This window comes from Nocardia sp. CNS-044 (genome assembly GCF_059570515.1).
Map to the genome: position 1 here is coordinate 550212 of NZ_JCANSX010000007.1, position 26842 is coordinate 577053.

Sequence of the window (26842 nt, forward strand, 5' to 3'; positions counted from 1 at the left end):
CTTCTCATAACCCGCCCCACCGTTCCCACGCGGTGACCTCGGCGGCGGGCAGCCTGCGCGGCGCCGCCTTCGACGGACCCGGCCGCAGGTGCGCGACCGGAACCAGCGCGACCTGGGCGACCTCCTCGAACGGAATCCCGAGCAGGTCGGCCACTTCGCGCTCGTAGGCCAGGTGAGCGGTCGTCATGGTGCCGCCGAGCCCGCGCTCGTGCAGGGCGAGCAGGAAGCTCCAGACAGCCGGATAGACGGAGCCGTAGTAGCTCGCCAGGTGCAGGGCCGAACCGGTCGCGGGTGGGCGGCCGAGCGAACAGACCAGCACCAGCGCGGGCACCTCGTGCATACGCTCGGCCAGATACCGGCCGGAGGCGAGATCTCCGAGCTGATCGGGTCGCGGTGTGCGAGCGGACAGGTACGCCGCGAAACCCTTGCGGTAGTACTCCGCGATCTGCTGCCGGGCGCGCTGGTCCTGCACGACCAGGAAGCGCCACGGCTGTCGGTTGGTGCCGCTTGGCGCGTGCACGGCGGTGTCGAGGCAGCCGAGCAGCTCCGCGCGGTCGACGGGGCGGGTGAGATCCAGCCGTCTGCGGAACGCGCGGGTCGTCCGAAGCAGCTCGGCGGCGGTCATCGGGTCGGCGGTCATCGGGATTCGGCGATGGTCTCGGAATCCAAAGCGTCCACGTCGAATTCGAGATCCAGGCGCGCCGCGACAGCGCCCGCCTGGTGGATCTCGCAGTGCACGACGGTGGTGTCGAGTCCGGGTTCGGTGATCTCGGCGACGCACTCTGCGGGCAGATCCAGTTCCACGAACCGGTCGAAGGTGCTTGCCACGCAGACCAATCGGGGCAGATCGCGCAGGACCATGCTCAGCGCGGTCTGTCTGCACGCCTCGATCAGCAGGCTGCCCGGCACGTGGTCGAGCTGGTGATCGAACAGGAAAGGGTGGGACAGGTCGGGGACCAGTGCGGCACGGGCGACGCGACCGTCCGTGTCCGGCGGCGCGATCACGACGTTGCGCCAGTTCTCCCGGCCGACCGCCGCCGCATCGGCGCGCTCGCCGAGGGCCGACGCACCGTGGAAAGCGCCGAGTCCCAGACTTTTCCGGAACTGATCGCGCAACCCGGTCCACTGCCGCGGCGTGGTCCAGGAGAAGGACCCGTCGACGGTGAGCATCGCCTCGCCGCCGGAGAAGATCTCCAGCACCATGTCCAGGCCATGGAGCGTCTCACCGCGGCGGTGCCTGCGCGGAACCCGCACGTGCATCACGAGATCGGCGGGGGCGATACCGGTCTCCCACGCCGGGGTGTCCGAGCCGGTGCCGTTGAACGTTCGCACGATGAACGCCATATTCTCCGGCACACCGTAGAACTCGTGGGTGACCGAGATCGCCGCCTGCCGCGCGGCCTCCATCACCAGCAGCGGATCGTGGCGCAGGCCTAGCGATCCGGCGTGGTCACCGTAATAGGCGTGCATGCGCGGCAGCTGGGCGCCGACCAGGAACGCGTCGGGCCCGAGGGTGTCCAGCGAGGTGACGAATACCTCCGAGACCGCGCAGCGGTGCGCCAACTGCCTGGGAATGGTGCGGTTGTGCGTGGCGGTCTTCTCGACTGCCGCGTGTGTTGTCACGATCGGCCCTCCAACCATTCTCGCGCGGCGACCGGCGGCAGCGTCTGCGACCGCGTACCGACCCGCATCGGAAGCACATAAGACCCGAGCACCAAGACCGACCAGGGATCCAGCTCCGCGGCCGCAGCCCATGCCGAGTACAGCAGCCGCGCGCCGTCCGCGTCCTCCGCCGCGTCGATTCCGGCGCGGCGCAGATCGGCCAGAACGGTGCGCAGCGCGTCGTCCCGGTCGAAGCTGCGGGCCGGGACCCGCGCGTACAGGTCGGCCGCCAACGCGCTGACCGCCGCCGTGCGATCCAGTCCCGCCGTCACCTGCGCGAGCAGGTGGGCGCGGGTGTCTTCGTCGAAGTAGATGGCCAGTTCGCGCAGCACGTCAGCCGGGTCGTCGGGCGAGTGCACCAGGTTCAGCAAGAAGTTGTGCCTGCCGAGCACGTAGCGCAGTTCGCCCGGGTTGCGCTTGCGCGGGTCGGTGGCGCCCTTGGCCTCGGTGAGGCGGATCGGCACCGGCAGCGCGTCGTCGGCGCCGTGCACGACGAGCACCAGCACATCGGAGATGTCGACGAGCAGGTCGGCGAGGCGCCTTCGTTCCGGCGAGGCGATGTTCCACGCGAAGTACCACAGCGCGCGCACCAGGTGCCGGTTCACTCGCATCCGGTGCGCGGCTACCACGCGAAATCCATTGGCGGGCAACCATTGCAGTGTCGGCTCGACGGCGCGCGCCACGATCGCGTCCGGCTTCAGCAGCAGCAGCGAATGCTGCCTGGCGAAGGCGACGGGATCGATGCCGAGCCGCTCGAGCTGGTCGACGGCCTCCTGCACGTAGGTGTCGTCCGCGTAGGCATCGATCTTCGCGGCGGCGGGTGTCAGGCGGTCCAACAGCGCGTGCAGCGACGCGCCACTCTGTTCCGCTGGCGTCGCCGTCATCGGATCGCCCCGTCGAAACCATTGGCGGCCAGGACTTCAGCGATCGAGGGCAGCGGAACGCCGAGGTAGCCGGATTCCAGGCAGTAGTCCAGCAGCAGGCGCAGGTAGTCCTTGCCGGTGGGCGGCGCCGGGCGGCCGAGCAGTATCTGGGCGCGCGTGGTGTCGAAGTCGAGGCGGCGCTCGAAATAGCTGGTGTAGAGCGCGCCGATCCGGCGGTAGTACTCGCGCTCGACCGGATCCAGATCCGACTCGGCGAAGGTGGATTTCGGTACGAAGGTCGCCACCTCGAACGACGGATACTCGGCGAGCACGTCGGACACCTCGCGCAGCGAGAGCGCGTCCCGGCCGAGCGCGTGCAGCGTGCGGAAGTCCGCCGAGTCGAAATCCAAGACAGCCGCGGCGATCACATCGGCCACGTGGTCGACCGGGGCCAGCGCGAGGGTGGCGTCGTAGCGGCCGGGCAGGTTCCGCAACTTGCCCTCGACCATCAACTTCACGACGGTGTACAGGTTCTTGTATTCGCGGATCTCACCGGTGGCCGCGTGGCCGGTGACGATGCCGGGCCGCACGATGGCCCACCGCAATCCACGCTCGCCCGCCGCGTGCACGAGCTGTTCGGCGCGGAACTTACTGCGCTCGTAGCGATTTCCGAACGACTGACCAGCGTCGAGTTCGTCTTCGCCGATCGTGCCGCCGCGCATGCCGCACACATAGGCGGTGCTGACGTGCACCAGCGGCACATCCCACGCCAGCGCGAGCGCGATCGCGTGCTCGGTGCCGCGCACGTTGAGTTCGACGTAGTCGGCGTCGGCGGCGTCGAATGCGGTGGTGGCGGCGCAGTGCACGATCACGCCGACCCGCTCGGCGAGATCTTCGCTGTCGCGCGCCGAGAGGCCGAATCCGGGGCGGCGGATGTCCCCGGCCACGGGCGTGCCCGCCTCCAGCACCGTGCCGTCGTTGCGCACGATGTCGGCGTTGCTGTGCAGCACCGCGGCGACGGGCCTGCTCGCCGCGGACAACCGAGCGACCACTTCCGCGCCGACCAGTCCGGTCGCCCCGGTGACCAGCACGGTCTCGCGCTCACACATGATCGCTCCCCCGCATGCCATTGCCGACCAGCGCGATCACCTCGCCGACCCGGCGGATCCCGACCAGGTCCTCCGGCCGTTGCCTCGGTAGCTCGAATGCCCGCTCGAGCGCCACGGTCAGCTCCATCAGACGCAGCGAGTCGAAGCCCAGATCCTCCACGAGGCGGTGCTCGTCGGCCAGGTCGACGGGCGGTTCCGGCGCCATGGCCTGGACGAGGCGCCGCACCCGGGCGGCGAGGGTGGTGTCGGCGGCGGCGGTCATGACGGTTCGCTTTCCCGGAGATGGGGCTGGTGGCCACCGGTGGTGAGCAGGTCGCGGGCTTCGTCCAGCGGCAGGTCGGTGTCGAGATAAGCGGCGAGGCGCAGCCAGTCGTAGCCGATCGCCAGGGTGCGCCGCCACTGCTCACGCGAGTCGAACGAGGCGGGGAAGACGAGCGCCGCGTCGGCGCCGCCCGCTACGGTGCGCACCAAGGCGACGAAGTCGTCGAGGACCGCGAGTCCGGCGAGGGTGTCGCCGCCGCGGCCGAGCGGTTCCGAGAACCGCACCCCGCGTGCGGCGTCCAGCTGCGCGAGCACCTCCGCGCGCCGCCACGCGCCGGGCGGCAGCAGTCGCGCGACCGTGGCGGACGGCGCCACGTCGGCGGGCAGCGGGTGGATACCGAAGGCGGACAGCAATACTCGCACCGCCATGGCGATCAACCGGTGCGCGGCGATGTCGGCGACGCCGCCTTGACCGTTCTTCACCGCGCCCGCCAGATCTTCCCTGGCGTTCTCCAGCACGATGTTCGACCAGACCAGGTGCAGCGCGCACTCGGTGAAGCGACGCGCGGGCAGCGGTGCGAGGGTCGCGATCGCGTCGTCGCGAGCCGCGCCGGCCAGACCGAGCGCGGGACTGCACGCGCTCGGCACCGGCGTGTAGGGCGCGACGGGCTTGCACATGGCGAGCGCTGGTTCGATCGCGCCCGCATCCCGCCACTGCAAGCCGACGAGTCCGAGGCGCACGAATTCCGCCAGCTCCGTGGCGATGTCGCGCGGAGCTCGGGCGAGCACGTCGCGCACGGAGTGCTTGAAGACCACCGATCGCCAGGCGCGGGCGGCGGTGTCCGAGAGCGCGAAGACGTCGCGATCGTCGCGCACGACGTGGATGCGGCCGCCGATGGTCCAGGTCGTCACGGCCGGGCGGCGGGCGAACAGGATGCGGTGTGGGTCGTCGGTCGTGTCCTCGATGCCGAGATCGGCGACGAGTCGCCAGAGTTGTCGCCAGGTGGTGTCTTCGGCCAAGCGGCGGGCCTGGGTATCCGGGAGGAAGGCGGAGGCGTCGAGGCGCGAAGGGGTCGGTGATGATCCGGATGTTCTGTCGGACAACGGTTCCAGGACCGCCATCGGCTTCCCGCGGCGGTGTCCATTGGTCGTCGGCTCGGTCGAGGCGTCGCCGTCGAACCCCTGCGGGCTTTCGAACGTCCAGGCTGCGGGATCGCTCAGCTCGCGGTAACGGTCGATGACGTCGTGGCCGCCGATCCGATCGAGTTGGCGCGGCAGCCATTTGGTCTCGAGGTAGGTCTCGCCACGGCGGGCCGCCCACGCCTTCACGGCTTGCAGCAGTCCGTCGCGGGCCCACTCGCTCGCCTCGTCGGCGGCACTCAGCGCACGCAGCGCCACCGCGTAGCGCAGCGCCTGGACCGCGCGAGCCGTCCACCACTCTGCCATCAGGGTTCGGAAGTCGTCGTGCGGGAGCAGAGCGCGCAAGCCGTCGATATCCACCGCGCCAGGCCGGACCACAGTGGCGCGCAGGAAGCGCTGGCAGCGGTTGAGCAGGTCCTCGTCCAGCTCGGCGGGAACGCCTCGTGCCGCCCGCTCGAGCTGGCGGCGCAGCTGGGCCACCGAGCGGGTGCGGACCTCCACCCGACGGCCGTCGATGAACAGGACCGTCGGGAGGGTCGGGAGTTCTTCGGCGCCGGGGACGACGGCAAGGAAATCTACATCGGAACCCTCGTTACCGAAGCCCTCCGCCAGTGAGCCTTCGAACAGGACTGCCGAATCAGGATGGAGCACAACGGTTTCCAGTGACACTTCGAGGAGTCTGCGCACACGCTCGATCGGCAGAGCGGGCACCGGCGTATCCGGCACCGGTCGATCGTTCTCGGCGCGGGGTGACGCCGTCGATCGCGAGCCGTCCAACGCCATCGGACGGGAGCCCTGGCCGTCCCCCGCGGATCGGCCTTCTTCGGCCGCAGCGGATCCCGACACCGTGTTTCGCGGCCCACCCCAGGCCAGCGCGTCGCCCTCCGAGCCAAGGCCGACGCGGGACAGCTCCGAGACCGGGTCGACCGAGTGAACCGTTTCCCGGCGGTCCGCGCCCACCGCAGGCGGGGCGCCTGGGGATCGGCCGTCCGCGCCTGGGGATCGGCCTTCCTCGGCGGCAACGGATTTCGGCTCCGTGTTTCGCGGGCCGCCCAGCGCGACCGCGTCGCCGACGGAAACCACCCCGTCAGCACTCGAAACCACCGGGCCATCGCCCGAGGGGATCACGTCACCGGAGCCTCGGCCATCGCGCGCGGGCATCGCGACAGGGTCGCCCATGTCCACCGGTCTCCGGCGGTCCGCTGCTGCGGCGGGCCGGAACTCGGTACGGCCGAGCGCTTGTCCGCCCGTCTCCGTCGTGCGCGAACCGGCGGTCAGCGCGGTTGTTCCGTCCGCCTCGTGCACCTGCACCCCGACGAGTCCGCCGTCCCGGAACAGCTGCCACAGATGGCGGCGGCGCGGCTTGCCGCTGGACGTACGGCGGATGGTGCCGCGCGGGCCGGTGACGATGGCGATCGCGGCCGCGGGACCCAGTTCACCGCGTATCACCTTGCGCGCCTGCGCTATCCACGCGCCGGGCCGTGCTTCGGCGAACAGCGCGATGCCCGGCGCGCCTACGTCGGTGAGTGCGACGGCGGCCAATTTGCCTTTGGTCAGGCCGGTCTCACCGGCCACCCGGGATTCGACGTCTTCCATGTACACCGAGCGGCCGCGCACCTTGAGGCTGGAGCCCATCCTGCCGAGCACGAAAACCTCGTCGTGGTACAGGAATCCAGCGTCTCCCGTGTAGAGCTCGCCGTCCACGATTCGGGTCGCGCCGCCGTCGTCGGCACCGGTGTAACCCATGGCGACGGAGTCGCCGACGACCACCAGTTCGCCGAGCACACCGTCGGGCAGCTCGCGCCCATCTTCGTCGACCACGCGGACGGTCGATTCCGGCGTCGAGTAGCCGAGTCCGGTGATCCAGCCCGCGCCGTCGACGCGGTGGGTGTCGTCCAGCCGCGCCTCGGCCAGCACTCCGACCGGATGACCGAAGCGCAGGTTCGGCGTGTCCAGGCGCAGCGCGGTGATCGGCCGCCGCCGGGCCGAGGACGTCACCATCAGCGTGGCCTCGGCCAAGCCGTAGGCCAGCGTGTAGGCGTCCATCGAGAAGCCGCGCGGTCCGGTGAGCTCGGCGAACGCCTGAAGGTCGGCGACCTCCACCGGCTCGGAGCCAACGGCGAGGGTGCGCCAGCCGGACAGATCCAGATCGGCGATCTCCTCCGGTCGGACCCGGTGCGCCACATAGCCCAGCGCGAACGAGGGCGACGGCGAGTGCTGGGCCGAGGCCATCGCGCGCAGCCAGCGCGCCGGGTCGCGGACGAACTGGTCCGGCCGCATCAGGTAGAGATCGCCCTGGTTCGTGACGGTCGTCAGGAACGCGCCGACCAGGCCCATGTCGTGATAGAGCGGCAACCACGACACCATGGCCTCGCCGGGGCGCCAATCGATGAGTCCGGAGATCATGGCGATGTTGTTGGCCAGGTTGCGCCAGCTGACCCGCACACCCCGTGGCGTCCCCGTCGAGCCGGAGGTGAATTGCAGCAGTGCGCAATCCGCGGGCGCGCCGAGTTCGCGCTCGGCGGGTGGCTGCGGTATGTCGGCGCCGATGACCAGCGGCTCGTCGCGCCGCCCTGCCGCCACCGCCGCCCGGCGTACCAGATCCTCGAATTCCGGTGCGGTGACCACCAGCCGCGGCGCGGCGGCGGTCAGGATCGCGGCGATATGCGCGACGATCTGGTCGAGGTCGCCGAACATCGGCGGCGCGATGGGGGTGAACACCCCGCCGCAGGCCCACACCGCGTAGAACGCCGCGGTGCAGGCGAATCCGGTGGGCATGACGACGCACGCGCCCGCACCGTCGGTGAGTCCGTGCTCGCGCATCAGCGCGGCGATGGACCAGGACTGCTCGGCCAGTTCCCGATAGCTGCGGAACTCCCAGCCGTCGACCTCGGCGGCCAGGTGAATGCCGGTCTCCCGCGCCGGGCGCAGGAGCCAATCTCGCACGGCCGCAACGTCTTTGTCAGGTGCCATCGCGGTCAACTCCTTCGGACAGCACAGTAACCGTTCCGGCCGTTCCGTCCACCCGAATTCGCATACTGGTCCGTATTTTCTTCGTGACGTCCTTGACCTGAACGACCGTCGGCACGCCGAGCTCGCGGGCCACGATCGCCACGTGCGTGAGCGGGCTACCGCGTTCGATCACCAGCGCGGAAGCCGAGGGCAGCGCCGCGACCCACCCCGGGTCGGTGCGGTAGGCCACCAGGATGCCGCCCGCGACATCGTTCGGCTCGCTCACGACCACCGCCTCGCCCTCCACGATCCCCGCCGCCGACGGTGTACCGCCGAGCACGGTGCCGACGGTCGCCGCGGGCGTCTCGCCGACCGGCACCCAGCCCTGCGCGGCCAGTTCCGCGCGCCCGAACGTCCCGCCCCGGGTGACGAACCGGGCGGGCGCGACCAGATCGGCGTCGGCGGCGCGCTGCGCCTTGCGCGCGGCGACCAGCGCGCGCAGCGGCTCGGTGTCGGCGCCCTCGTAGCAGCCGCGCAGTTCGTCAACGGTCAGATAGAACACGTCGGCGAATTCGTCGAGCACGCCGCGCTGAACGAGGTCCCGGCCCATCGCCCGGATCATCCGCTTCACCATGCCGAAGGCCCTGGTGCGGCAGAACCGCAGGCGCTCGCGGTGCGCGGCGCACCGAGATACCTTGGCGCGCAGACGTTCGTAGACGCGACGGCGCGGGCCGCGCAGGTGGGCGTCGAGGTAGGCCTCGGCCTCGTCGCGCCGGTCGGATGGCGCTTCCTGCTCGTGCACCCGCCCGAGCGCGCTGCGCAGCATGATGAACAGACCCGACGGGTCCTCGCGCAGGTCCGGCGTCTCCAGCTTCAGTTCGTCCAGGCTGCGATAGCCGTAGCTGTCCAGGTAGGCGTCGACCTCGGCGCGGAACTTCGGATGGTCGGCGAGGGCGTCGTACAGCCGGTCCGGCGCGGTCGCGTGCACCAGCGCCGTCAGCTCCGCATCCGCCCGCACGGTCTTGGCGAGCGCGGTCATCGCCCGGGCGGGCTCGGCCGATTCGACGTCGGCGCCGGGACCGACGACCGCGTACAGGAACCACTCCGGCGCGTTCGGCAGCAGCGCCTTGGTCAATGCGTAGAGCAGGCCGGTGCAGGTCAGCAGGATCGCGTCGAGCACCATCAGCGGGCCCCAGCGTTCGACGAGATCGCGATCGACCGTGCGGTAGGCGGCATAGGCCTGTTCGCCGGAGAGCGACGTGTAGTCGAGTCCGTCGTACTCGTCGTAGACGCGGTAGAAGTCGGCGAGGAAATCCTCGACCATCGCGTCGATGCCGAACAGCCGCCGCAGGTAGGTGGCCGTGGTCACCGCGCGGGACCGCAGCCGGGCCAGCGGGTTGCGGAAGGTGAAGGGCCGCAATGTCTTCGCGATGTCATCGGGGAGCGGCTCGGCGACGCCGAGCGCGGCCTCCAGCACCCGGCGGTTGAGCGGATAGCCCGGCGCGATGCCCACCATCCGGTACCAGTGCAGCAGGTTGTAGTACACGCGGCCGTGAAACCAGCCGAGCAGCACCGGAGTCCACGCGTCGGTCTGACGCAGCTGGGCGGGCGGCACGCGCAGCGAGGCGGCGTAGCCGCGGTACACGCGACCATAGATGCCCACCGCGGTGGTGTACGTCAGCGGGGAGGTGATGCCGCTGAAACTCTCGATGATGTTGGAGTTGTCCCAGATTCGCAGTTCGCCGGGCGCGAGCGTCTCACCCGCCCCGCGCAACGACGCGTCCGCCGCGTCGGGCGGTGCGGGCTCGGTGGTGATCGGGCGAGACTGAAGTATCCACAGTCCCACGTCGTCCAGCGCCCACTCGATGTCTTGCGATGCGCCGCAGACGATTCCGATCTTGCGACCGAGATCGACCAGTTCGGCGATCTCGTCGTCGGCTAGCACGGCCCGTTCACGCAGCGCCGCCGCTACCTCGCCGACCTCGCAGCCCTGCGCCGCGGCGGGGTGGTAGCTGCTGTCCTTGTCGCCGACGATCGTGTCGAGCACGACGCCGGTCGCCTTGTCGACGGTGACGGTGTCCGCGTCCACCGCGCCCGACACCAGCCCCTCACCGAGCCCGTACACCGCGCTGATCACCAGTCGATCGGACGCACCGGTACGGGGATCGGCGGTGAACAGCACGCCGCTGGCCCGCGCGGCTATCAGCCGTTGCAGCACAACGCCCGGCGCGCCGCCGACCGGGCGCGACCGCGCGAAGGCGTACCGTATCGACCGCTCGGAGAACGCCGAGGCCCAGCAGTCCCGCACGCGGTCGGTGACCGCCGCGACGCCGTTGACGTTGAGGAAGGAGTCGAACTGTCCCGCGTAGGAGTGTTCGGCGCCGTCCTCCACGACCGTCGAGGAGCGCACGGCGATCGGTCCACCGCCGATCCGTTCGTAACCGTCGGCGACGAGTTCTCGCAGGTCGGCGGGCAACGGAGCGGATACGATAGCGGCGCGCAGGTCGGCGGCAAGCGCCAGCGCCCGGTCCGGATCGTCCGCCATAGCCAACGCGGAAACTCGCTCGGCCAACCCGTGTTCGGCGAGGAAGCGCTCGAACGCGTCGGTGCCGAGCGCGACCCACTCGGGAACACGGAAGCCTCCGTTGTGCACGACGTGCAAGCCGCGCGCCTTGCCGCCCGCCAGCGCGGCGATCGTCGCCGGTTGGTCCCACGTCCCGAGTACCTGCACGGCATCTCTCCCATCGCCCCTGATCGACGCGTCGGAGCCGGGCACTCCAGGCCCGCGTACAGCCGCGCGAGAACCAAGGGTTCGTCTGGGTATATCCGAGTTGTCGCCGCGGCGTTAGCCCCTGATCCAGTGGTACCAGTTCTCGAACAGTTCGTCGCGCGGCCAGGGTCACCGATATGCTGCGGGCAGTTCGGTGGGTTCGGTGAGGAGTGATTCGGCGTGGGTTGGACGTTCACCCCGGACGAGTTCGCCCACGTCTGGCGGGAAACTCAGGTGGATCGCCACCCCTATCCGCTGCGCATCCTGGAGACGCCGCGCACCGAGGCCGAGGCCGAGGCGCTGCGCGCCCAGCTGACTCAGCGCCTGCCGCTCGGCGCGGACCCGGACCTGTCCGCCTGCCTGCGGATCCTCGCCGAACCGCACACCAGGATCGTCGCCATCGGCGGCGCGCACATCCCGAACAGCGAGCTGCGGCTACTGGCCTGCGCGGTATACGACCGCGCGGTGCTCGCCATTCAGGAACCCGGCACCCGCCCCGATTTCGGCGGACGGGTGCGCATCTCGATCGGACACGCGAGCAAGCTGGGCAGCCGCATCGCCACGCTGCTGCCGAAGACACCCGCCGGACGCGAACCGGCCCGCGCCGCGAGCGCCGCCGCGGTCCGCGACACCGAGACCGTCGTCGCCACCCAGCCCGCCGCGAACCCCATCCGCAGGCTGCTGCTCAAACCGCACACCGCCGAGGGACATCTACGCATCGAAGCTCGGCTCGATCGGGACGAACCCGTCCCGCCGATCCACTACACCTGGATCGATGTGCAGGGCGACGGGCGGTACCTGATCAAAGCGGGCGAGACCGTGCACATCGTGCCCGCATCGCCCGAACAGATCGCCGCCCAGCTCCAGAAACGCATTCCGGCACAGGCGAGGTGAGCGCCATGCGCGGGTTTTGGGCGGACTCCGTCCGGCTGTAACCATTAGGCTGAAGCCAACCGACCGATCCCCGGGGGGTGCGCATGACGATCGAGAGCAGCCGAGCCGAAATAGCGCGGTTCAAGCAGGAAGCGCAGGCAGGCACCGTCAAGTTCGATCCGGACGCCGCGCGGCGGTGCGCCGAGATCTACGAGAACCAGGCCGACCGGCTGATCTACCTGCAGCAGCGCCTCGAATCCGCAGCCGAGTTGCACGGATTCGGCGGTTTCGTCTCCGCGCAGCAACTGCAGGCCGGATTCGGGCACAAGGCGCGCGACGCCGCGGCGCTGCTCGATCACTACATCGAGGCCGCCTACCGCATGAAGGAAGCGTTCCTGATCAGCGCCGGACTCTACGAAGAAGCCGACGCCGCCAACGCGGCCGCGCTGCGCGCGGTGGAAACGAGGCTGCCCCGATGACCGGCACCGACCCCACCTACATCAACTCGATGGAGCACTTCGAGTCGATGCCGCACGAGGAGATCTACGCCAAGACCCAGCAGATCGACGCCGGGGAGATCCTGCGCGCCTCGGTCACCTGGCTCGAGGTCGCCGCCGCGCTGGCCACCTCCATGCCGCTGACCCGCGGCAGCGCGGACCGCGTCATGAACGGCATGGAATGGGAAGGCGCGGCGGCGAACGCCGCTTACGCGAGCACGCGCAGCTTCGCCGCGTCCATCGACGAACTCAGCGCCGTCATGGGCCAGGTCGGCGCGCGTCTCGGCGGGGTCGCGGCGGCAGCCGAAGCGGTCAAACTGGCCGTGGTGCCGCCCGGCAGCTCGGGTCCGATCGGCGCCATCGCCCAACTGCTCGAGGCGGCGAACGTCATCGACGCGCAGATGGCGCAGGAGGCGCTGCGGCAGGAAGCCGTGCTCGCGATGAACATGGTCTACAAGCCCGCCTATTCGATGGCGGGGAATGGCGTGCCCGCGCTGCCGGAACCGCCTGTGCTGTCGACGCTTTCGGACGCGGAGGCGATTCCGCAGTCGCCGAATGGGTCGTCGAAGTACGGGCCCGATGGGTCGAACGGGTCGACGGGAAATTCGCCGAACGTGCCGGAAAACGTTCCGCCGGGCGGGGATTCGCCGCCGGAGCCACCCACCGACGCCACGCCGGAGCCGTCGCCGCCGGAATCCCACGCCCCCACCGCACCGACCCCGGACGCGACACCCGATGTGCCGCCGACCCCGGACGCGCCGCCGAGCCAGGAGACTCCTCCGCCCACGCAGGAGACCCCCGCGCCGCCGACACAGGAAACGCCTTCGCCGACCCCGGAGACCCCGGCGCCACCGACCTCGGACGCACCGCCTCCCACGGAGGAAGCTCCGACACCGCCGCCCACCCAGGAGGCACCGTCGCCCACCGAGGCGCCGCCGACGCAGGACGTCCCTCCGCCCACGCAGGAGACGCCCGCACCTACCCAAGAGCCGCCGGTGCCACCACCCACGCAAGAGACCCCGGCACCCCCGCCCACCCAAGAATCGCCAGTACCACCACCGACCCAAGAAACCCCGGCACCCCCGCCCACCCAAGAGATGCCTGCGCCCCCGCCGACCCAGGAGGCACCACCTCCCCCGCCGTCACCGGAACCGGCTCCGCCGCCCGGCGAACCCGGACCGCTCCCCGACCCGGGCGGCCAGCCCGGCGTCACCGGTCCCATCCCGGAGGGGCAGAACCAAGGCTCCTCCCACACCGACCAACCGGGCGTGGTTCCCCAATCCGGCGCAACCAGCTAGCGCGCCGGATCCACACCACTCCCCAGTGATGGCGCGCACGAAAGACTCGCCACCCCAACATGACCACCGCCACCGAGGTCCCACACACCGCTTGCACGCCTCACAAAGCCGCTGCCTATGTGAGGAGTACGAACGGTGTGTGGCGCTGCATGCCTCGCGGGAAACTCAGACCTTCACCAAGTCGTCGGCGTGAATCACCGGGCGCTGCATGGTGTCCGGTAGTTCGGTGGTGGAGCGGCCGAGCATGGTGGAGAGTTCGGTGCTGTCGTATTCGACTACGCCGCGGGCGATCAGGCGGTGATCGGCGGCGAGGAGGTCGACCACGTCGCCGCCGTAGAAGCGGCCGCGAACGGCGGTGATGCCCGCGGCGAGCAGGGAGCGGCGGCGGTGGGCGACGGCCTGCACGGCGCCGTCGTCGAGGACGAGCGCGCCGCGGCTGTCGGCGGCGTGGCGGACCCAGAACTTGCGGGCCGACAGGCGAACCGGGCGCGCGGCGAACGCGGTGCCGACGGTGCCGGAGGCGAGCGCGGTGGCGGCCTCCTCGGCGGCCGCGAGCAGCACGGGGACCCCCGCGTCGGCGGCCAGTCGTGCGGCCGAGAGCTTGGAGGCCATGCCGCCGGTGCCGAGCGCGCCGCCGCTGCCCGCGATGACGCCGTCGAGGTCGGCGCTGCTGCGGACCTCGGGGATGAAGTTGGCGGCGCCCTTGCGCGGGTCGCCGTCGTAGAGGCCCTCCACATCGGAGAGCAGGATCAGCGCGTCCGCGCCGACCAGGTGCGCGACGAGGGCCGCGAGCCGGTCGTTGTCGCCGAACCGGATCTCCTCGGTGGCGACCGTGTCGTTCTCGTTCACCACCGCGACGGCGCCGAGCGAACGCAGGCGGTCCAGGGTGCGCTGGGCGTTGCGGTGGTGCTCACGACGGGAGAAGTCGTCGGCGCTGAGCAGCACCTGGCCGACCGTACGTCCGTAGCGGGCGAAGGAGGTGCCCCACGCGTGCGCCAGCGCCAGCTGGCCGACGCTCGCCGCCGCCTGCTTGGTCGCCAGATCCCGTGGGCGACTGGACAATCCGAGCGGCGCGAGACCCGCACCGATGGCGCCCGACGAGACGACGACCACGTCCGAACCGGCGCGCATGCGGGCCTCGACGGCGTCGGCGAGCCGATCCAGCCGCGTCGTGTCCAGACCGCCCTTCAGGCTGGTCAACGCCGACGAGCCGATCTTCACCACGACGCTGCGCGCCGCGGCGATCGCCTGCCGCGCGTCGCTGAGCCCGCCGGGCGACACCGCGTCCGCTAGCCCCGAATTCACCTGCGTCACAACAGAACTCCCTGTACCGCAACCGAATGTGCTGTCCGAAGGGCCGTCCGCCCGAACCCGCCGCCGAACGATCGAAACCGTTCGGCGGCAACGGTTTGCACGATCAATCCTCGTCCTCGGTGACCAGACCGCGGCGCACGCGCGAGGCGTGCTTGCGCTCCGCGGCGCTGACGCGGTCGGTCTGCTCCAGGCGGATATCGGTGCCGCGCCCGGTCGGCACGTGGTCGACGCCTGCCGAGATCTGCGGCTCCCAGTCGAAGCTGACGTCGCCGATGGTGACCGGAGCGCCTGGTTCGGCGCCGAGCCGCACCAACTCGTCCTCGACACCGAGGCGGGCCAGCCGGTCGGCCAGGTAGCCGACGGCCTCGTCGTTGTCGAACTGGGTCTGGCGCACCCACCGCTCGGGGCGCGCGCCGCGCACGATGAAGCCGCCCGGCTCCTCCGGATCGGCGATCACGCTGAAGCCGGACTCGTCCACCGCGATCGGCCGGATCACCGGACGCTTCGGCGCCGCCTTCGGGTGCGCCTCGCGGTACTCGCGCACCAGGTCGGCGAGCGCGAAGGTCAAAGGGCGCAAGCCCGCTCGGCTCACCGCGGAGATCTCGAAGACCGGCCAGCCGCGCGCGGTGAACTCGGGCGTCACCATCTCCGCCAGCTCGGCCCCGTCGGGGACGTCGGTCTTGTTCAGGATCACCACGCGCGGTCGGTCGGCCAGATCACCGAGACCGGCGTCGGCGGCGAGCGCGGGCTTGTACGCGGCAAGCTCGGCCTCGAGCGCGTCGACGTCGGAGACGGGATCGCGGCCCGGTTCGAGGGTCGCGCAGTCGACGACGTGGGCGAGCACCGCGCAGCGCTCCAGGTGGCGAAGGAAGTCCAGGCCGAGGCCGCGGCCCTCGCTGGCGCCGGGGATCAGGCCGGGCACGTCGGCGATGGTGAAGGTGGTGTCGCCACTGGCCACCACGCCGAGGTTGGGCACCAGCGTGGTGAACGGGTAGTCGGCGATCTTCGGCTTGGCCGCGGAGAGCACCGAGACCAGCGACGACTTGCCCGCCGACGGGAAGCCGACCAGGCCGACGTCGGCGACCGACTTGAGTTCCAGGACGAGATCGCGTTCCTCGCCCTCCTCGCCGAGCAGCGCGAAGCCGGGCGCCTTGCGCGCCTTCGAAGCCAACGCCGCGTTGCCGAGTCCGCCGCGTCCGCCGCGCGCGGCGACATAGCGGTTGCCCACGCCGACCAGGTCGGCCAGGATCTCGCCGTCCTTGCCCAGCACGACGGTGCCGTCGGGCACCTTCAGCAACAGGTCGCCGCCGGTCTTGCCGTCCCGGTTGCCGCCCTCGCCCGGCTTGCCGTTGCCCGCCTTGGCGTGCGGGTGGAAGTGGAAGTCGAGCAGCGTGTGCACGTTCGCGTCGACCTCGAGGATGACGTCGCCGCCGTTGCCGCCGTTGCCGCCGTCCGGTCCGCCGAGCGGCTTGAACTTCTCGCGGTGCACCGACGCGCACCCATGACCGCCCTTCCCGGCACGCACGTACAGCACGACACGGTCGATGAATTTCGACATGGTCGAATCATCCTCCTTCTGGGCTGGTCGTTCTTCGAGGGCTCGCGCTGATTCTTCGGCGGTCGCCGCCACGAGAACGCGAAAGCGGGCCAGGGTGACATACCCTGACCCGCTCGGCTTGTGTCTGGACGGCTAGGCGGTCAGGCCTGAACCGGCTCCGGGACGACGATGTTGACGGTCTTGCGGCCGCGCTTGGTGCCGAACTGGACCGCGCCCGCCTCGAGGGCGAACAGGGTGTCGTCACCACCGCGACCGACGTTCACGCCGGGGTGGAAGTGGGTGCCACGCTGACGCACCAGGATCTCGCCGGCCTTGACGGTCTGGCCGCCGAAGCGCTTGACGCCGAGTCGCTGGGCGTTGGAATCGCGTCCGTTCCGGGAGCTGGACGCGCCCTTCTTGTGTGCCATAGCTGAGTCTCCTCGGGATGTCTTACTTGATGCCGGTGACCTTCAGGACCGTCAGCGGCTGACGGTGACCCTGGCGCTTGTGGTAGCCGGTCTTGTTCTTGAACTTGTGGATGCGGATCTTGGGGCCCTTGGTCTGCTCGACCAGCTCCGCGGTCACCGAACGCTCGGCCAGCTTGGCCGCGTCGGTGGTCAGTTCGGCGCCGTCCACCACGAGGACGGGCGAGAGCTCGACGGCGGAACCCGGCGCACCCTCGATCTTTTCGACCTTCACCAGGTCACCGACCGCGACCTTGTACTGCTTTCCGCCGGTCTTGACGATCGCGTACGTTGCCATCGGTCGGCTTCCTCCACTCGATGTCTTCTCGTGCTTCACTCACGCCGCAAGTCGCGACGTGAATTCTCTTGGCTGGTGCTGCACGGGGCGCATACCTCGCTGCGTCAGCAGCTTCGGGCGCATCGCCAGGCAGCGACCGTCCAAGGCTACCAGACCCCAGGTCTACGACCCAATTCGCTGGTCGGCAGCCTCCCGGCAACCTACGCCACGCGCGGTTTCCACCGAGCGGACCGGCGCCGGAACGGTTTCGGCCGGTCGCCCCTCTCGGGTCCGACCGGCCGAATCGCCATGCTCTTCTCAGTTCGGCGTATCGACCGGCGGCGGGCCCGCGGGACGGCCGACGGCCCTGCGCCGCGGACGTGCGCGCTGCGGCAACTCGACCGGCTCCGGTTCCGAGTAGTCGACGGCGGGCGCGGTGTCCTGATCGCCACTCGACAGCACGAAGACCGCTCCGGCACTGTCTGCCGAAGGAGCGGCCGCCGAACGCGCCACGCGGCGACGGCGACCCGTCTGCGGAGGCGCCGGTTCACCGTTGGCAACCGACCTATCGGCGGTGGCGACAGCGGCTTCCGCGACCGCGGGCTCCTCCCGCACCGGCGGCGCCGGCTCGGCCGCGGGCTGCTCGACCTCCGCCACCGAAACCGGACCGGTCTCGGCGGGGACCGTCGCCACCGGCTCGGACACCGGCGCCTCGACCTCGGCGACCGGCTCGGACACCGTCTCGACCTCGGCGGCTTCCTCGGCCAGCGTCTCTTGCGCGGCGGCCACGGCGTCGGCCACGTTCGCCGCCACCGCGTCGGCATCGGTCGCGACGACCTCCACCTCGGCGACCTCGGCCTGTTCCGGCTCGGCGTCCGTGGCGGTGTGGGCGGCCATGGCCAGCGCCACCGGGTGCGCCCGCCGCACGGCGGCCTCTTCTTCGAGCGACTCGCTCGGCTGCGGCGTCCCGTTGGTTGCGGACACGGCCGCCGCGCTCTTGTCCTTGCCGCGGCGACGACGCGAACCGCTCTCGCGACGGGTCGAGGTGTCCTCGGCGGCCGACGGCTCCACCGGATAGGTGTGCACCAGGATGCCGCGACCGTGGCAGTGCTCGCAGGTGGTCGAGAAAGCCTCGACCAGACCGGTGCCCAGCTTCTTGCGGGTCATCTGGACCAGGCCGAGCGAGGTGACCTCCGAGACCTGGTGCCTGGTGCGGTCCCGGCCGAGCGCCTCGGTCAGGCGGCGCAGCACCAGGTCGCGGTTGGACTCCAGCACCATGTCGATGAAGTCGACGACGATCATGCCGCCGATGTCGCGCAGCCGCATCTGGCGCACGATCTCCTCGGCCGCCTCCAGGTTGTTCCTGGTGACGGTCTCCTCCAGGTTGCTGTTGCCCGAACCGGTGAACTTGCCGGTGTTCACGTCGATGACGGTCATGGCCTCGGTGCGGTCGATCACCAGGGTGCCGCCGGAAGGCAGCCACACCTTGCGATCGAGCGCCTTGGCCAGCTGCTCGTCGATGCGGAAGGTCTCGAACACGTCCACGCCGTTGTTCTCGTGCCGGGAGACCCGCGCGAGCAGGTCCGGCGCGACGGTGCGGATGTAGTTCTCGACCGTGCTCCACGCCCGGTCGCCCTCGATGACCAGCCGCGAGAAGTCCTCGTTGAACAGGTCGCGGATGACCTTGACCAGGAGATCGGGCTCCTCGTACAGGGTCTTCGGCGCGCCGCCGTCCTTCTTGGCCTGCTCGTCGATGCTGCGCCAGGTGCTCTGCAGCCGCTCCACGTCGCGGGCCAGCTCGGCCTCGCTGACGCCCTCGGAGGCGGTGCGGATGATCACGCCCGCGTCGGCGGGCACGATGTCGCGCAGGATCTCCTTGAGCCGCTTGCGCTCGGTGTCGGGCAGCTTGCGGCTGATGCCGGTGGAGGTGCCGCCCGGCACGTACACCAGGAAGCGACCGGCCAGGCTGATCTGAGTCGTCAACCGGGCGCCCTTGTGGCCGACCGGATCCTTGGAGACCTGAACGAGCACCTGATCGCCCGGCTTGAGCGCCTGTTCGATCTTGCGCTCCTTGCCACCGAGCCCGGCGGCCTCCCAGTTCACCTCGCCCGCGTACAGCACGCCGTTGCGACCACGGCCGATGTCGACGAACGCCGCCTCCATGCTGGGCAGCACGTTCTGCACCTTGCCGAGGTACACGTTGCCGACCATGGACGCCTGGCCGGTGTTGGTGACGAAGTGCTCGACGAGGACGTTGTCCTCGAGCACCGCGACCTGGGTGGCGGTGGGGTGCTCGGAGAACGACTTCTCGCGCACCACCATCACCCGGTCGACCGCCTCGCGGCGGGCCAGGAACTCCGACTCGGTCAGGATCGGCGGGCGGCGGCGACCGGCCTCGCGACCGTCGCGGCGACGCTGACGCTTCGCCTCCAGGCGGGTGGAGCCGGTGATGCCCTGCACCTCGTCCGAGGCGGCGCGGTTGCGGCTCTTGTTACGCGGCTCGCGCTCGTGCACGACCGTGTTCGGCGGGTCGTCGTCGGCGGGCTCGGCGTCGCCGCCCTCACCGCCGACCTTCCTGCGGCGACGGCGACGGCGACGGCGGCTCGCGCCCTCCGGCACCGACTCGTCGGACTCGGTGTCGGTGTCGGCCTCGTCGGTCGGCTCGGCGGCTTCCGCGCCCTCGGCGGTCTCGGCGCCGCCCTCGTCCTCGGCGTCGGTCTCGGCCTGCTCGCCCTCGTCGCCCTCGACGTCGGAGTCGGCGTGCTGTTCGCCACGGCCGCGGCCACGACCACGCCTGCCCCGTCGCCTGCGGCGCGGCTGCCCGTCACCCTCGCCCTGCTGCTCGGCGGTGTCCTGCTCGTCCTCGGTGGTGTCGGGTTCCTCCTCGACCACCTCGGGGGCCGCGGTCTCCTCGGCGCGTTTGGCCTCGCGTTCGGCGCGGCGACGCTTGCGCATATCCTCGGCGACCGCCGCGTCGGGCGACAGGAACAGCGGCGCGGCGACGGACGGCGCTTCGAAGACCGGCGGCGCCTCGACTTGCGGCTCGCGCTGGGCGGCGTGAGTGAACAGCTGGGTCGGCTGTGCCGGCGTGCTCGCCGCGGTCGGGTGTCCGGTGTGTTGCTGATCCGGTGCGGAGAAGAGCAACCCGCTCGGCTGCCTGGCCGGCTCCGGCTCGGCCGCGTCGGCCGCCTCGGCTGCTGGGGCCGGAGGTTCGGCTGCCGCGGCGGGCGTCGTCGTCTCGGGTTCGGTGGCGACGAGTGCGTCGCGTACCGATTCCGCGACCGCCCGGTCGACATTGGATTGCGCGCTGCGCGCGTCGGCGCCCAGCTCGGTGAGTTTGGCCAGGATGCGCTTGCTCGTCACTCCCAGCCGCTTGGCAAGCGCGTGAACTCGGATTCGCTCCGGCAATTGATCGGCATCCTGTGATGTTGTTTCCAGCGGCTCTTGATCGGCCACGAAGTCTCCTCGAGCCCCCGGGCGCGTCCCTCCCGGTACGGAGTGACGCGGCCAACGCGGGGGCGCTGTCCGTACACCTCACGCCGTCGACGCGAGGTCCTGTGGTCTCGCCCCGCGTGCCCGGTAGTCACCTGGTTCTTCGTCTTCGGGCTAACTGGTCACGCGGCGCCTGGCTGTTGGCTGAACTCCGCGGAAACGAGCGCTCATCCAGCGTGCCGACGCGAACTCCCACACCCTCAGCAACCGGGCGCGGCTGTCCGTGGCAGCGATGATCGGCATCGAACCGCGGTGTCATCCGGTCGGCATCGCCACCCACGATTCGCGTACCTGCGCGAACTGCCGGTGTCGTTGACGACCACTGCCAGTATCCCACACCGCGCGCCAGTGGTTCGCCATCGGCGCGTGAGCGGCCCGATGCTCGGGGTTTGCCACCTCGCTTCGACCCAGTGCGACAAGGGCCGATGCGGTGCGCGGGCCGTGCGGGCTTCGCCGCGCCGACGTGGTGCGGCGGCGCGGCGAGTTACGCGGGGAAGCTCAGGCGGGGAACTCCGGGAACCAGAGTCCGATCTCGCGCTTGGCCGACTCCGGGGAGTCCGAGCCGTGCACGAGGTTGTACTGGGTCTCGAGGGCGAAATCGCCGCGGATGCTGCCCGGCACCGCCTTCTCCACGGGGTCGGTGCCGCCGGCGATCTGCCGGAACGCGGCGATGGCACGCGGGCCTTCCAGGACTGCGGCGACGACCGGGCCGGAAGTGATGAACTCGATCAAGGAGCCGAAGAACGGCTTCTCGGCGTGCTCGGCGTAGTGTTCCCCGGCCAGTTCCTCGGACACCTGCTTCAGCTCGAGGGCCGCGATCTTCAGGCCCTTGCGCTCGATACGGGCCAGCACCTCGCCGACCAGGCCACGGGCCACGCCGTCCGGCTTGATGAGTACCAACGTCTGCTCAGTCACGGCGCACAGCCTAATTGACTACTACTCCCGGTACCGAACCAGCGTCAGCCGCGATGCTCCCATCCCCGTTCCGTGCGCGTCAGCTCGACGAAACCGCAGTCCAGCAGCAGCGGCAGCGACTCGTCGCCGGGGTCGAGGTAATCGAGCAGACGGTCGATCCCGCCGAGCCGCAACCAGGACGCGACCTGGCCGAACAGCCACCGGACTACCTCCGGCTCACCCTCTGTCCGACACACGTCTGCCCAGCCGCCGAGCCGCGAGATCCGCTCCGGCGGCGCCAGATCGGTGTCGATCTCGAGGTAACCGAGATCCGCGCCGCCGCGGTGCGCGGTGTAGCGAGTGCCGAGTTCGCCCATGCTGCGCCGGACCGCGAGATCGGCGGATACGGGCGGCGACGAGCCACTCCAGTACTCCGGCATCGCGGTAACTGTCGGACACCTGCGAGCCCACGCCGTACCGCAGCAGATGCGCCGCGGCTACCACCGCACCGGCTTGTTCGGCGACCAGGGTGACCCGTTCGACGACCCACGGATCGATGATCGTTTCGGTCGGACGCCGTTCCATCTGGCTCAACACGGTGTTGACGGAAACGGATACGCCGGGGATGACGGCCGCGATGTGCGCGTTGACAAGCCTGGTCAGCTGGTCGCGATCGTCGCGGCGGAAGGAACGGATGACGAAATCGGGCATGACGAATCTCCGGTGTTCGGTCGAGAACGCTCGACGAGGGGGATCCGCCAGGGGGACGGTACGGCGAAAACTATAGCAGCGCAGCCGGTTACGCCCGCCGGTTCATCCGCTGGCTGGGCAGCAGCCCCTGGTCCATACGGCGCTTGACGTCGGAACGCAGGATCAGAATGAATGCCCAGACGGCCAAGAACAGCAAGCCGATGACGCCGATGGAGATGTGGATGAACGCGCCGAGAATCACCAGCACCTGAAGACCGAGGTTGAACCCGAGCGCCCACGGACGGCGCTGCAGACCGGCGCCGAGGATCATCAGCAGCGCGAGGACAACCAGATAGCTGCCGGAGAGCCAGCTGATCCCGCCGCCGACGTCGGCGACGACCGGCAGCGCGAGCAGCACCACGATGGACTCGAGGACCAGCGTGCCCGCCATGACGCCGCGCAGACCCTTCCACGGATCGGGCGCGGACGCCGCGGCCGGTTGTTCGGGCGCGGCCGCGTCCTTGTCGCGCTCGCTTGGCTCACTCATGCCGTGTTCACCGGCCCCTTCGTGGTTTTCGCCGCCACTCACGCGGGATCCTTTCCGAACAGTGCGCGCGCCGCCCCCGCCGTGACGACCGAACCGGTGACGATGACACCCGCCCCCGAGACAGCCTCGCCGGGATCGCCGACCTCTTCGGCGATGGCGATCGCGGTCTCCAGCGCGTCGGGCAGCGTGTCGGCGGTGACCACGCGCTCGTCGCCGAAGCGCTGCACCGCCAGGTTCGCCAGGCTGTCGACGTCCATGGCGCGCGGTGAGCCGTTGGTTGTGACGACGATCTCGTCGAACACCGGCTCCAGCGCCTCCAGAATCCCCGCGGCGTCCTTGTCGCCGAGCACCGCGATCACGCCGACCAGCTTGCGGAAGTCGAATTCCTCGCCGAGCGTCGCGGCCAGCGCCCGCGCGCCCGCCGGGTTGTGCGCGGCGTCGATGAAGATGGTGGGCGCGCTGCGCATCCGCTCCATGCGGCCAGGGCTGGTGACCGAAGCGAAACCGGCGCGCACCGCGTCGATGTCGAGCTGACGTTCGGCGCCCGCGCCGAAGAACGCCTCCACCGCGGCCAGCGCGAGCACCGCGTTGCGCGCCTGGTGCTCGCCGTGCAGCGGCAAGAAGATGTCGTCGTAGACCCCGCCGAGGCCCTGCAGTTCGAGCTGCTGGCCGCCGACGGCGACGCGGCGCGCGAGCACCCGGAACTCGGAGCCTTCGCGCGCCACCGCGGCATCTACCTCGACGGCCCTGCGCAGCAGGACGTCCATCGCCTCGGGTTCCTGCTGCGCGATCACCGCGACGGTGTCGCGCGGAACCAGGCTCTCCGGCGCGCGTTTGATGATCCCGGCCTTCTCCCCCGCGATCGAGGCGAGGTCGGGGCCGAGATAGTCGACGTGGTCCAGCCCGATCGGGGTGATCACCGCGACCTGTCCGTCGATCACGTTGGTGGCGTCCCAGGTGCCGCCCATGCCGGTCTCCACGACCGCCACGTCGACAGGGGCCTCGGCGAACGCCGCGTAGGCCATGCCGGTGAGCACCTCGAACTTGCTCATCGCCGGACCGCCCGCCGTGGCCGACTGCGCGTCGATCATCTCGACGTAGGGCTGGAGTTCGCGGTAGGTCTCGACGTACTTGGCCGGGCTGATCGGCGCGTTGTCGATGCTGATCCGCTCGGTGGCCAGCTGCAGGTGCGGGCTGGTGATGCGGCCGGTGCGCCGGTGCAGCGCGGTGAGCAGCGCGTCGATCATCCGGGTGACCGAGGTCTTGCCGTTGGTGCCCGCGATGTGGATCGCCGGATAGCTCTGCTGCGGCGAGCCGAGCAGATCCATGAGGGTGGCGATGCGGGTGAGCGACGGCTCGATCTTGGTTTCCGGCCAGCGCTGGTCGAGTTCGGCCTCGACCAGCGCCATCTCGGCGAGTTCCACCGGCGACGGCCCGGACCCGAGCCGGGCGCCTCCGTCGTCGTCGCGGTACTGCCGCTCCGGCTCCTCGTTCACTTGACCGCCAGTTCCGCGAGCCGCGCCCCGATGCGCTCCACCTCGGCGGCGGCGACATCGCGACGGTTCTTGATCTTGGCAACCACCGGTTCTGGCGCCTTGGCGAGGAACGCCTCGTTGCCGAGCTTGGCCTCGGTGCCCGCCAGTTCCTTCTCCGCGGCGGCCAGATCCTTCTCCAGGCGGCGGCGTTCGGCGTCCAGGTCGACCGCGCCGGAGGTGTCCAGCTCGACGGTCACCGTCGCGCCGCTCAGCCGCACCTCGACCGAGGCGGTGGCGGCGAACTCGGGGCCGGGCGCGGTGAGCCTGGCGAGGTTGGCGACCGACGGCTCCAGCGCCGTAAGATCGGCCTGCTCCAGACCGATCAGCTTGGCCGCCACCTTCTGCTTGTCGGCGAGGCCCTGGTCGCTGCGGAACCGGCGGATCTCCGTGATCAACCGCTGGGCGTCCGAAACACGCTGCGCCGCAACGGTGTCGGTGGCGATTCCGCTGGCCTGCGGCCATGCCGCGATCACCACGGACTCACCGCCGGTGAGCACCTGCCACAGCGACTCGGTGACGAACGGGATCACCGGATGCAGCAGTCGCAGCACCGAATCCAGCACGTTGCCGAGCACGGTCCTCGTCGCGGCCGCCCGCTCCTCGTCCTCCGAGAACTGCACCTTGGCCAGTTCCAGATACCAGTCGCACAGTTCGTCCCAGGCGAAGTGGTAGAGCGCCTCGCACGCCTTGCCGAACTCGTAGGCGTCGAAAGCCGAATCCACTTCCGCCAGAACCTGATCCAGGCGATCGAGGATCCACCGGTCGGGGTCGGTGAGCGCGGCGCGGTCGGGAAGCTCACCGGGCTGGGCGCCGTTCATCAGCGCGAACTTGGTGGCGTTGAACAGCTTGGTGACGAAGCTGCGCGAGGCCAGCGCGTGCGGCTCGCCGACGGACAGGTCACCACCCGGCTGCGCGCCGCGGGCCAGGGTGAAGCGCAGCGCGTCCGCGCCGTAGGCCTTGATCCAGTCCAGCGGGTCGATGCCGTTGCCGCGCGACTTCGACATCTTCTTGCCGAACTGGTCGCGGATCAGGCCGTGCAGGAAGACGTCCTTGAACGGCACCTGCACCGCGCCGGACTTGCCAGCGAGGATGGCCGGATCCTCGGAGACGAACATGCCGAACATCATCATTCTGGCGACCCAGAAGAAGAGGATGTCGTAGCCGGTGACCAGCACGCTGGTCGGATAGAACTTCTCCAGCTCCGGCGTGGCCTCCGGCCAGCCCATCGTGGAGAACGGCCACAGGCCCGAGGAGAACCAGGTGTCGAGCACGTCCGGGTCCTGCACCCAGCCCTCGGGGGCGGTCTCGTCCGGGCCGACGCAGATCACTTCGCCCTCGGGGCCGTACCAGATCGGGATGCGGTGGCCCCACCACAGCTGGCGCGAGATGGTCCAGTCGTGCATGTTGTCGACCCACTCGAACCAGCGCGGCTCCTGGCTGGCCGGGTGGATGACGGTGTCGCCGTTGCGCACCGCGTCACCGGCGGCCTTGGCCAGCGACTCCACCTTGACCCACCACTGCATGGACAGCCGCGGCTCGATGGGCTCGCCGGTGCGCTCGGAGTGGCCGACGCTGTGCACGTACGGACGCTTCTCGGCGACCACACGGCCCTCCGCGGCGAGCCGCTCGCGGACCTTGACGCGGGCCTCGAAGCGGTCCATGCCGTCGAATTCGGTTCCGGTGTTCGCGATGCGGCCGCGCTCGTCCATGATCGTCGGCATCGGCAGGTTGTGCCGCAGGCCGATCTCGAAGTCGTTCGGGTCGTGCGCGGGGGTGATCTTCACGGCGCCGGAGCCGAACTCCGGGTCGACGTAGTCGTCGGCGACGATCGGGATCTGACGGCCGGTGATCGGGTGCTCCAGGGTGGCGCCGATCAGCGCCTGGTAGCGCGGGTCGTCCGGATGCACGGCCACCGCGGTGTCACCGAGCATCGTCTCCACGCGGGTGGTCGCCACGATGACGTGCGGTTCGTCGTCGTTCAGCGAGCCGTAGCGCAGCGAGATCAGCTCGCCCGCGACTTCCTCGTGCTTGACCTCGATGTCGGAGATGGCGGTGCGTAGCTCGGGCGACCAGTTCACCAGTCGCTCGGCGCGGTAGATCAGGCCCGCGTCGTAGAGGCGCTTGAAGATGGTCTGCACGGCACGCGACAGGCCCTCGTCCATGGTGAAGCGGTCGCGGCTCCAGTCGACGCCGTCGCCGAGGGCCCGCATCTGCCATTGGATGGCGCCGCCGGACTCGCGCTTCCAGTCCCAGACCTTCTCGACGAACAGTTCGCGGCCGAAGTCTTCCTTGGTCTTGCCGTCGACGGCGAGCTGCTTCTCCACCACGGTCTGGGTGGCGATGCCCGCGTGGTCCATGCCGGGCAGCCACAGCACCTCGTATCCCTGCATGCGCTTGCGGCGGGCGAGGGTGTCCATCAGCGTGTGGTCGAGGGCGTGGCCCATGTGCAGGGTGCCGGTCACGTTCGGCGGCGGCAGCACGATCGAGTACGCGGGCTTGCCGCTCGCGGTGTCGGCTTGGAAATAGCCAGCGGCTACCCAGCGCTCGTACGTCTCGGCCTCCACGACGCTGGGGTCCCAGCTCTTGGGGAGGGCATCGGCACGATTACGCGAGTTGTCAGGGGCTGCGCTGGTCACTCCGTGATTCTAGGGGTTGGCTCGACATGAC

Annotated in this window: 20 protein-coding genes; 3 read left to right on the top strand and 17 right to left on the bottom strand. The window is 70.3% G+C overall.

Going from position 1 to position 26842, the window contains the following annotated elements:
• Positions 1-4: 4 nt before the first annotated feature.
• From T333_RS17275 to T333_RS17305, 7 genes are read right to left on the bottom strand one after another with little or no spacing between them, the layout of a single operon-like run.
• Complete coding sequence (locus tag T333_RS17275; RefSeq protein ID WP_355000831.1) at positions 5-640, bottom strand: nitroreductase family protein; 636 nt, start codon at positions 638-640, stop codon at positions 5-7.
• Positions 637-1623: a ScbA/BarX family gamma-butyrolactone biosynthesis protein gene (locus T333_RS17280; RefSeq protein ID WP_496425083.1), complete on the bottom strand. Its 987-nt coding sequence runs from the start codon at positions 1621-1623 to the stop codon at positions 637-639. Before T333_RS17280 ends, T333_RS17275 begins: the two co-directional genes overlap by 4 nt.
• A complete protein-coding gene (locus T333_RS17285; RefSeq protein ID WP_496425084.1) occupies positions 1620-2546 on the bottom strand; it encodes a nucleoside-diphosphate kinase in 927 nt (308 codons plus the stop codon). Before T333_RS17285 ends, T333_RS17280 begins: the two co-directional genes overlap by 4 nt.
• A complete protein-coding gene (locus T333_RS17290) occupies positions 2543-3634 on the bottom strand; it encodes an SDR family oxidoreductase (RefSeq protein ID WP_496425085.1) in 1092 nt (363 codons plus the stop codon). The genes T333_RS17285 and T333_RS17290 overlap by 4 nt, the downstream gene beginning before the upstream one ends.
• On the bottom strand, positions 3627-3896 hold the full coding sequence (locus T333_RS17295) for an acyl carrier protein (protein ID WP_496425086.1): 270 nt from the start codon (positions 3894-3896) through the stop codon (positions 3627-3629). The genes T333_RS17290 and T333_RS17295 overlap by 8 nt, the downstream gene beginning before the upstream one ends.
• Entirely contained in the window at positions 3893-8008 is a 4116-nt protein-coding gene (locus T333_RS17300) for an AMP-binding protein (RefSeq protein WP_496425087.1), read from the bottom strand. Before T333_RS17300 ends, T333_RS17295 begins: the two co-directional genes overlap by 4 nt.
• Positions 7998-10718: a phosphoenolpyruvate synthase gene (locus T333_RS17305; RefSeq protein ID WP_496425088.1), complete on the bottom strand. Its 2721-nt coding sequence runs from the start codon at positions 10716-10718 to the stop codon at positions 7998-8000. The genes T333_RS17300 and T333_RS17305 overlap by 11 nt, the downstream gene beginning before the upstream one ends.
• A gap of 219 nt (positions 10719-10937) precedes the next feature.
• Here T333_RS17305 and T333_RS17310 point away from each other — a divergent pair, with 219 nt between their 5' ends.
• The 3 genes from T333_RS17310 (at position 10938) to T333_RS17320 (ending at position 13425) form a co-directional block, all read left to right on the top strand.
• Positions 10938-11651, top strand: coding sequence for an ESX secretion-associated protein EspG (locus T333_RS17310; protein WP_355000838.1), 714 nt, complete (start codon positions 10938-10940; stop codon positions 11649-11651).
• Between the two features lie 83 nt (positions 11652-11734).
• Complete coding sequence (locus tag T333_RS17315; RefSeq protein ID WP_355000839.1) at positions 11735-12109, top strand: hypothetical protein; 375 nt, start codon at positions 11735-11737, stop codon at positions 12107-12109.
• Positions 12106-13425 (top strand): hypothetical protein, encoded by a 1320-nt coding sequence (locus tag T333_RS17320; protein ID WP_496425089.1) that lies wholly within the window; start codon positions 12106-12108, stop codon positions 13423-13425. The genes T333_RS17315 and T333_RS17320 overlap by 4 nt, the downstream gene beginning before the upstream one ends.
• Before the next feature lie 165 nt (positions 13426-13590).
• Here the strand turns inward: T333_RS17320 and proB are convergent, their stop codons facing one another.
• The 10 genes from proB to T333_RS17370 form a co-directional block, all read right to left on the bottom strand.
• The gene (gene proB, locus T333_RS17325; RefSeq protein WP_496425317.1) at positions 13591-14706 is read right to left on the bottom strand and encodes a glutamate 5-kinase; all 1116 of its coding nucleotides are present in this window, start codon (positions 14704-14706) and stop codon (positions 13591-13593) included.
• 136 nt (positions 14707-14842) lie between these two features.
• Entirely contained in the window at positions 14843-16297 is a 1455-nt protein-coding gene (obgE, locus tag T333_RS17330; protein ID WP_355000841.1) for a GTPase ObgE, read from the bottom strand.
• A gap of 140 nt (positions 16298-16437) precedes the next feature.
• Positions 16438-16704, bottom strand: a complete 267-nt coding sequence (gene rpmA / locus T333_RS17335) for a 50S ribosomal protein L27 (RefSeq protein ID WP_068065451.1) — start codon at positions 16702-16704, stop codon at positions 16438-16440.
• 22 nt (positions 16705-16726) lie between these two features.
• Positions 16727-17038 (bottom strand): 50S ribosomal protein L21, encoded by a 312-nt coding sequence (gene rplU / locus T333_RS17340; protein WP_068065454.1) that lies wholly within the window; start codon positions 17036-17038, stop codon positions 16727-16729.
• A 297-nt stretch (positions 17039-17335) separates the two neighbouring features.
• The gene (locus T333_RS17345) at positions 17336-20473 is read right to left on the bottom strand and encodes a translation initiation factor IF-2 N-terminal domain-containing protein (protein WP_496425090.1); all 3138 of its coding nucleotides are present in this window, start codon (positions 20471-20473) and stop codon (positions 17336-17338) included.
• Between the two features lie 534 nt (positions 20474-21007).
• Entirely contained in the window at positions 21008-21424 is a 417-nt protein-coding gene (ndk, locus tag T333_RS17350; protein ID WP_355000843.1) for a nucleoside-diphosphate kinase, read from the bottom strand.
• Between the two features lie 44 nt (positions 21425-21468).
• Entirely contained in the window at positions 21469-21843 is a 375-nt protein-coding gene (locus tag T333_RS17355) for a hypothetical protein (RefSeq protein ID WP_496425091.1), read from the bottom strand.
• 359 nt (positions 21844-22202) lie between these two features.
• On the bottom strand, positions 22203-22640 hold the full coding sequence (locus tag T333_RS17360; RefSeq protein WP_355000845.1) for a DUF4233 domain-containing protein: 438 nt from the start codon (positions 22638-22640) through the stop codon (positions 22203-22205).
• A 38-nt stretch (positions 22641-22678) separates the two neighbouring features.
• A complete protein-coding gene (gene folC, locus T333_RS17365; protein WP_496425092.1) occupies positions 22679-24136 on the bottom strand; it encodes a bifunctional tetrahydrofolate synthase/dihydrofolate synthase in 1458 nt (485 codons plus the stop codon).
• A complete protein-coding gene (locus tag T333_RS17370; RefSeq protein WP_355000846.1) occupies positions 24133-26811 on the bottom strand; it encodes a valine--tRNA ligase in 2679 nt (892 codons plus the stop codon). The genes folC and T333_RS17370 overlap by 4 nt, the downstream gene beginning before the upstream one ends.
• Positions 26812-26842 lie beyond the last annotated feature (31 nt).

Bases quoted from the DNA above. Each gene is read 5' to 3' on its own strand.
- T333_RS17315 (WP_355000839.1), top strand. From the start codon at position 11,735: ATGACGATCGAGAGCAGCCGAGCCGAAATAGCGCGGTTCAAGCAGGAA.
- T333_RS17360 (WP_355000845.1), bottom strand. From the start codon at position 22,640: ATGAGTGAGCCAAGCGAGCGCGACAAGGACGCGGCCGCGCCCGAACAA.
- T333_RS17290 (WP_496425085.1), bottom strand. From the start codon at position 3,634: ATGTGTGAGCGCGAGACCGTGCTGGTCACCGGGGCGACCGGACTGGTC.
- T333_RS17275 (WP_355000831.1), bottom strand. From the start codon at position 640: ATGACCGCCGACCCGATGACCGCCGCCGAGCTGCTTCGGACGACCCGC.
- T333_RS17295 (WP_496425086.1), bottom strand. From the start codon at position 3,896: ATGACCGCCGCCGCCGACACCACCCTCGCCGCCCGGGTGCGGCGCCTC.
- rpmA (WP_068065451.1), bottom strand. From the start codon at position 16,704: ATGGCACACAAGAAGGGCGCGTCCAGCTCCCGGAACGGACGCGATTCC.
- T333_RS17320 (WP_496425089.1), top strand. From the start codon at position 12,106: ATGACCGGCACCGACCCCACCTACATCAACTCGATGGAGCACTTCGAG.
- T333_RS17355 (WP_496425091.1), bottom strand. From the start codon at position 21,843: ATGCCGGAGTACTGGAGTGGCTCGTCGCCGCCCGTATCCGCCGATCTC.
- rplU (WP_068065454.1), bottom strand. From the start codon at position 17,038: ATGGCAACGTACGCGATCGTCAAGACCGGCGGAAAGCAGTACAAGGTC.
- T333_RS17300 (WP_496425087.1), bottom strand. From the start codon at position 8,008: ATGGCACCTGACAAAGACGTTGCGGCCGTGCGAGATTGGCTCCTGCGC.
- T333_RS17285 (WP_496425084.1), bottom strand. From the start codon at position 2,546: ATGACGGCGACGCCAGCGGAACAGAGTGGCGCGTCGCTGCACGCGCTG.
- obgE (WP_355000841.1), bottom strand. From the start codon at position 16,297: ATGTCGAAATTCATCGACCGTGTCGTGCTGTACGTGCGTGCCGGGAAG.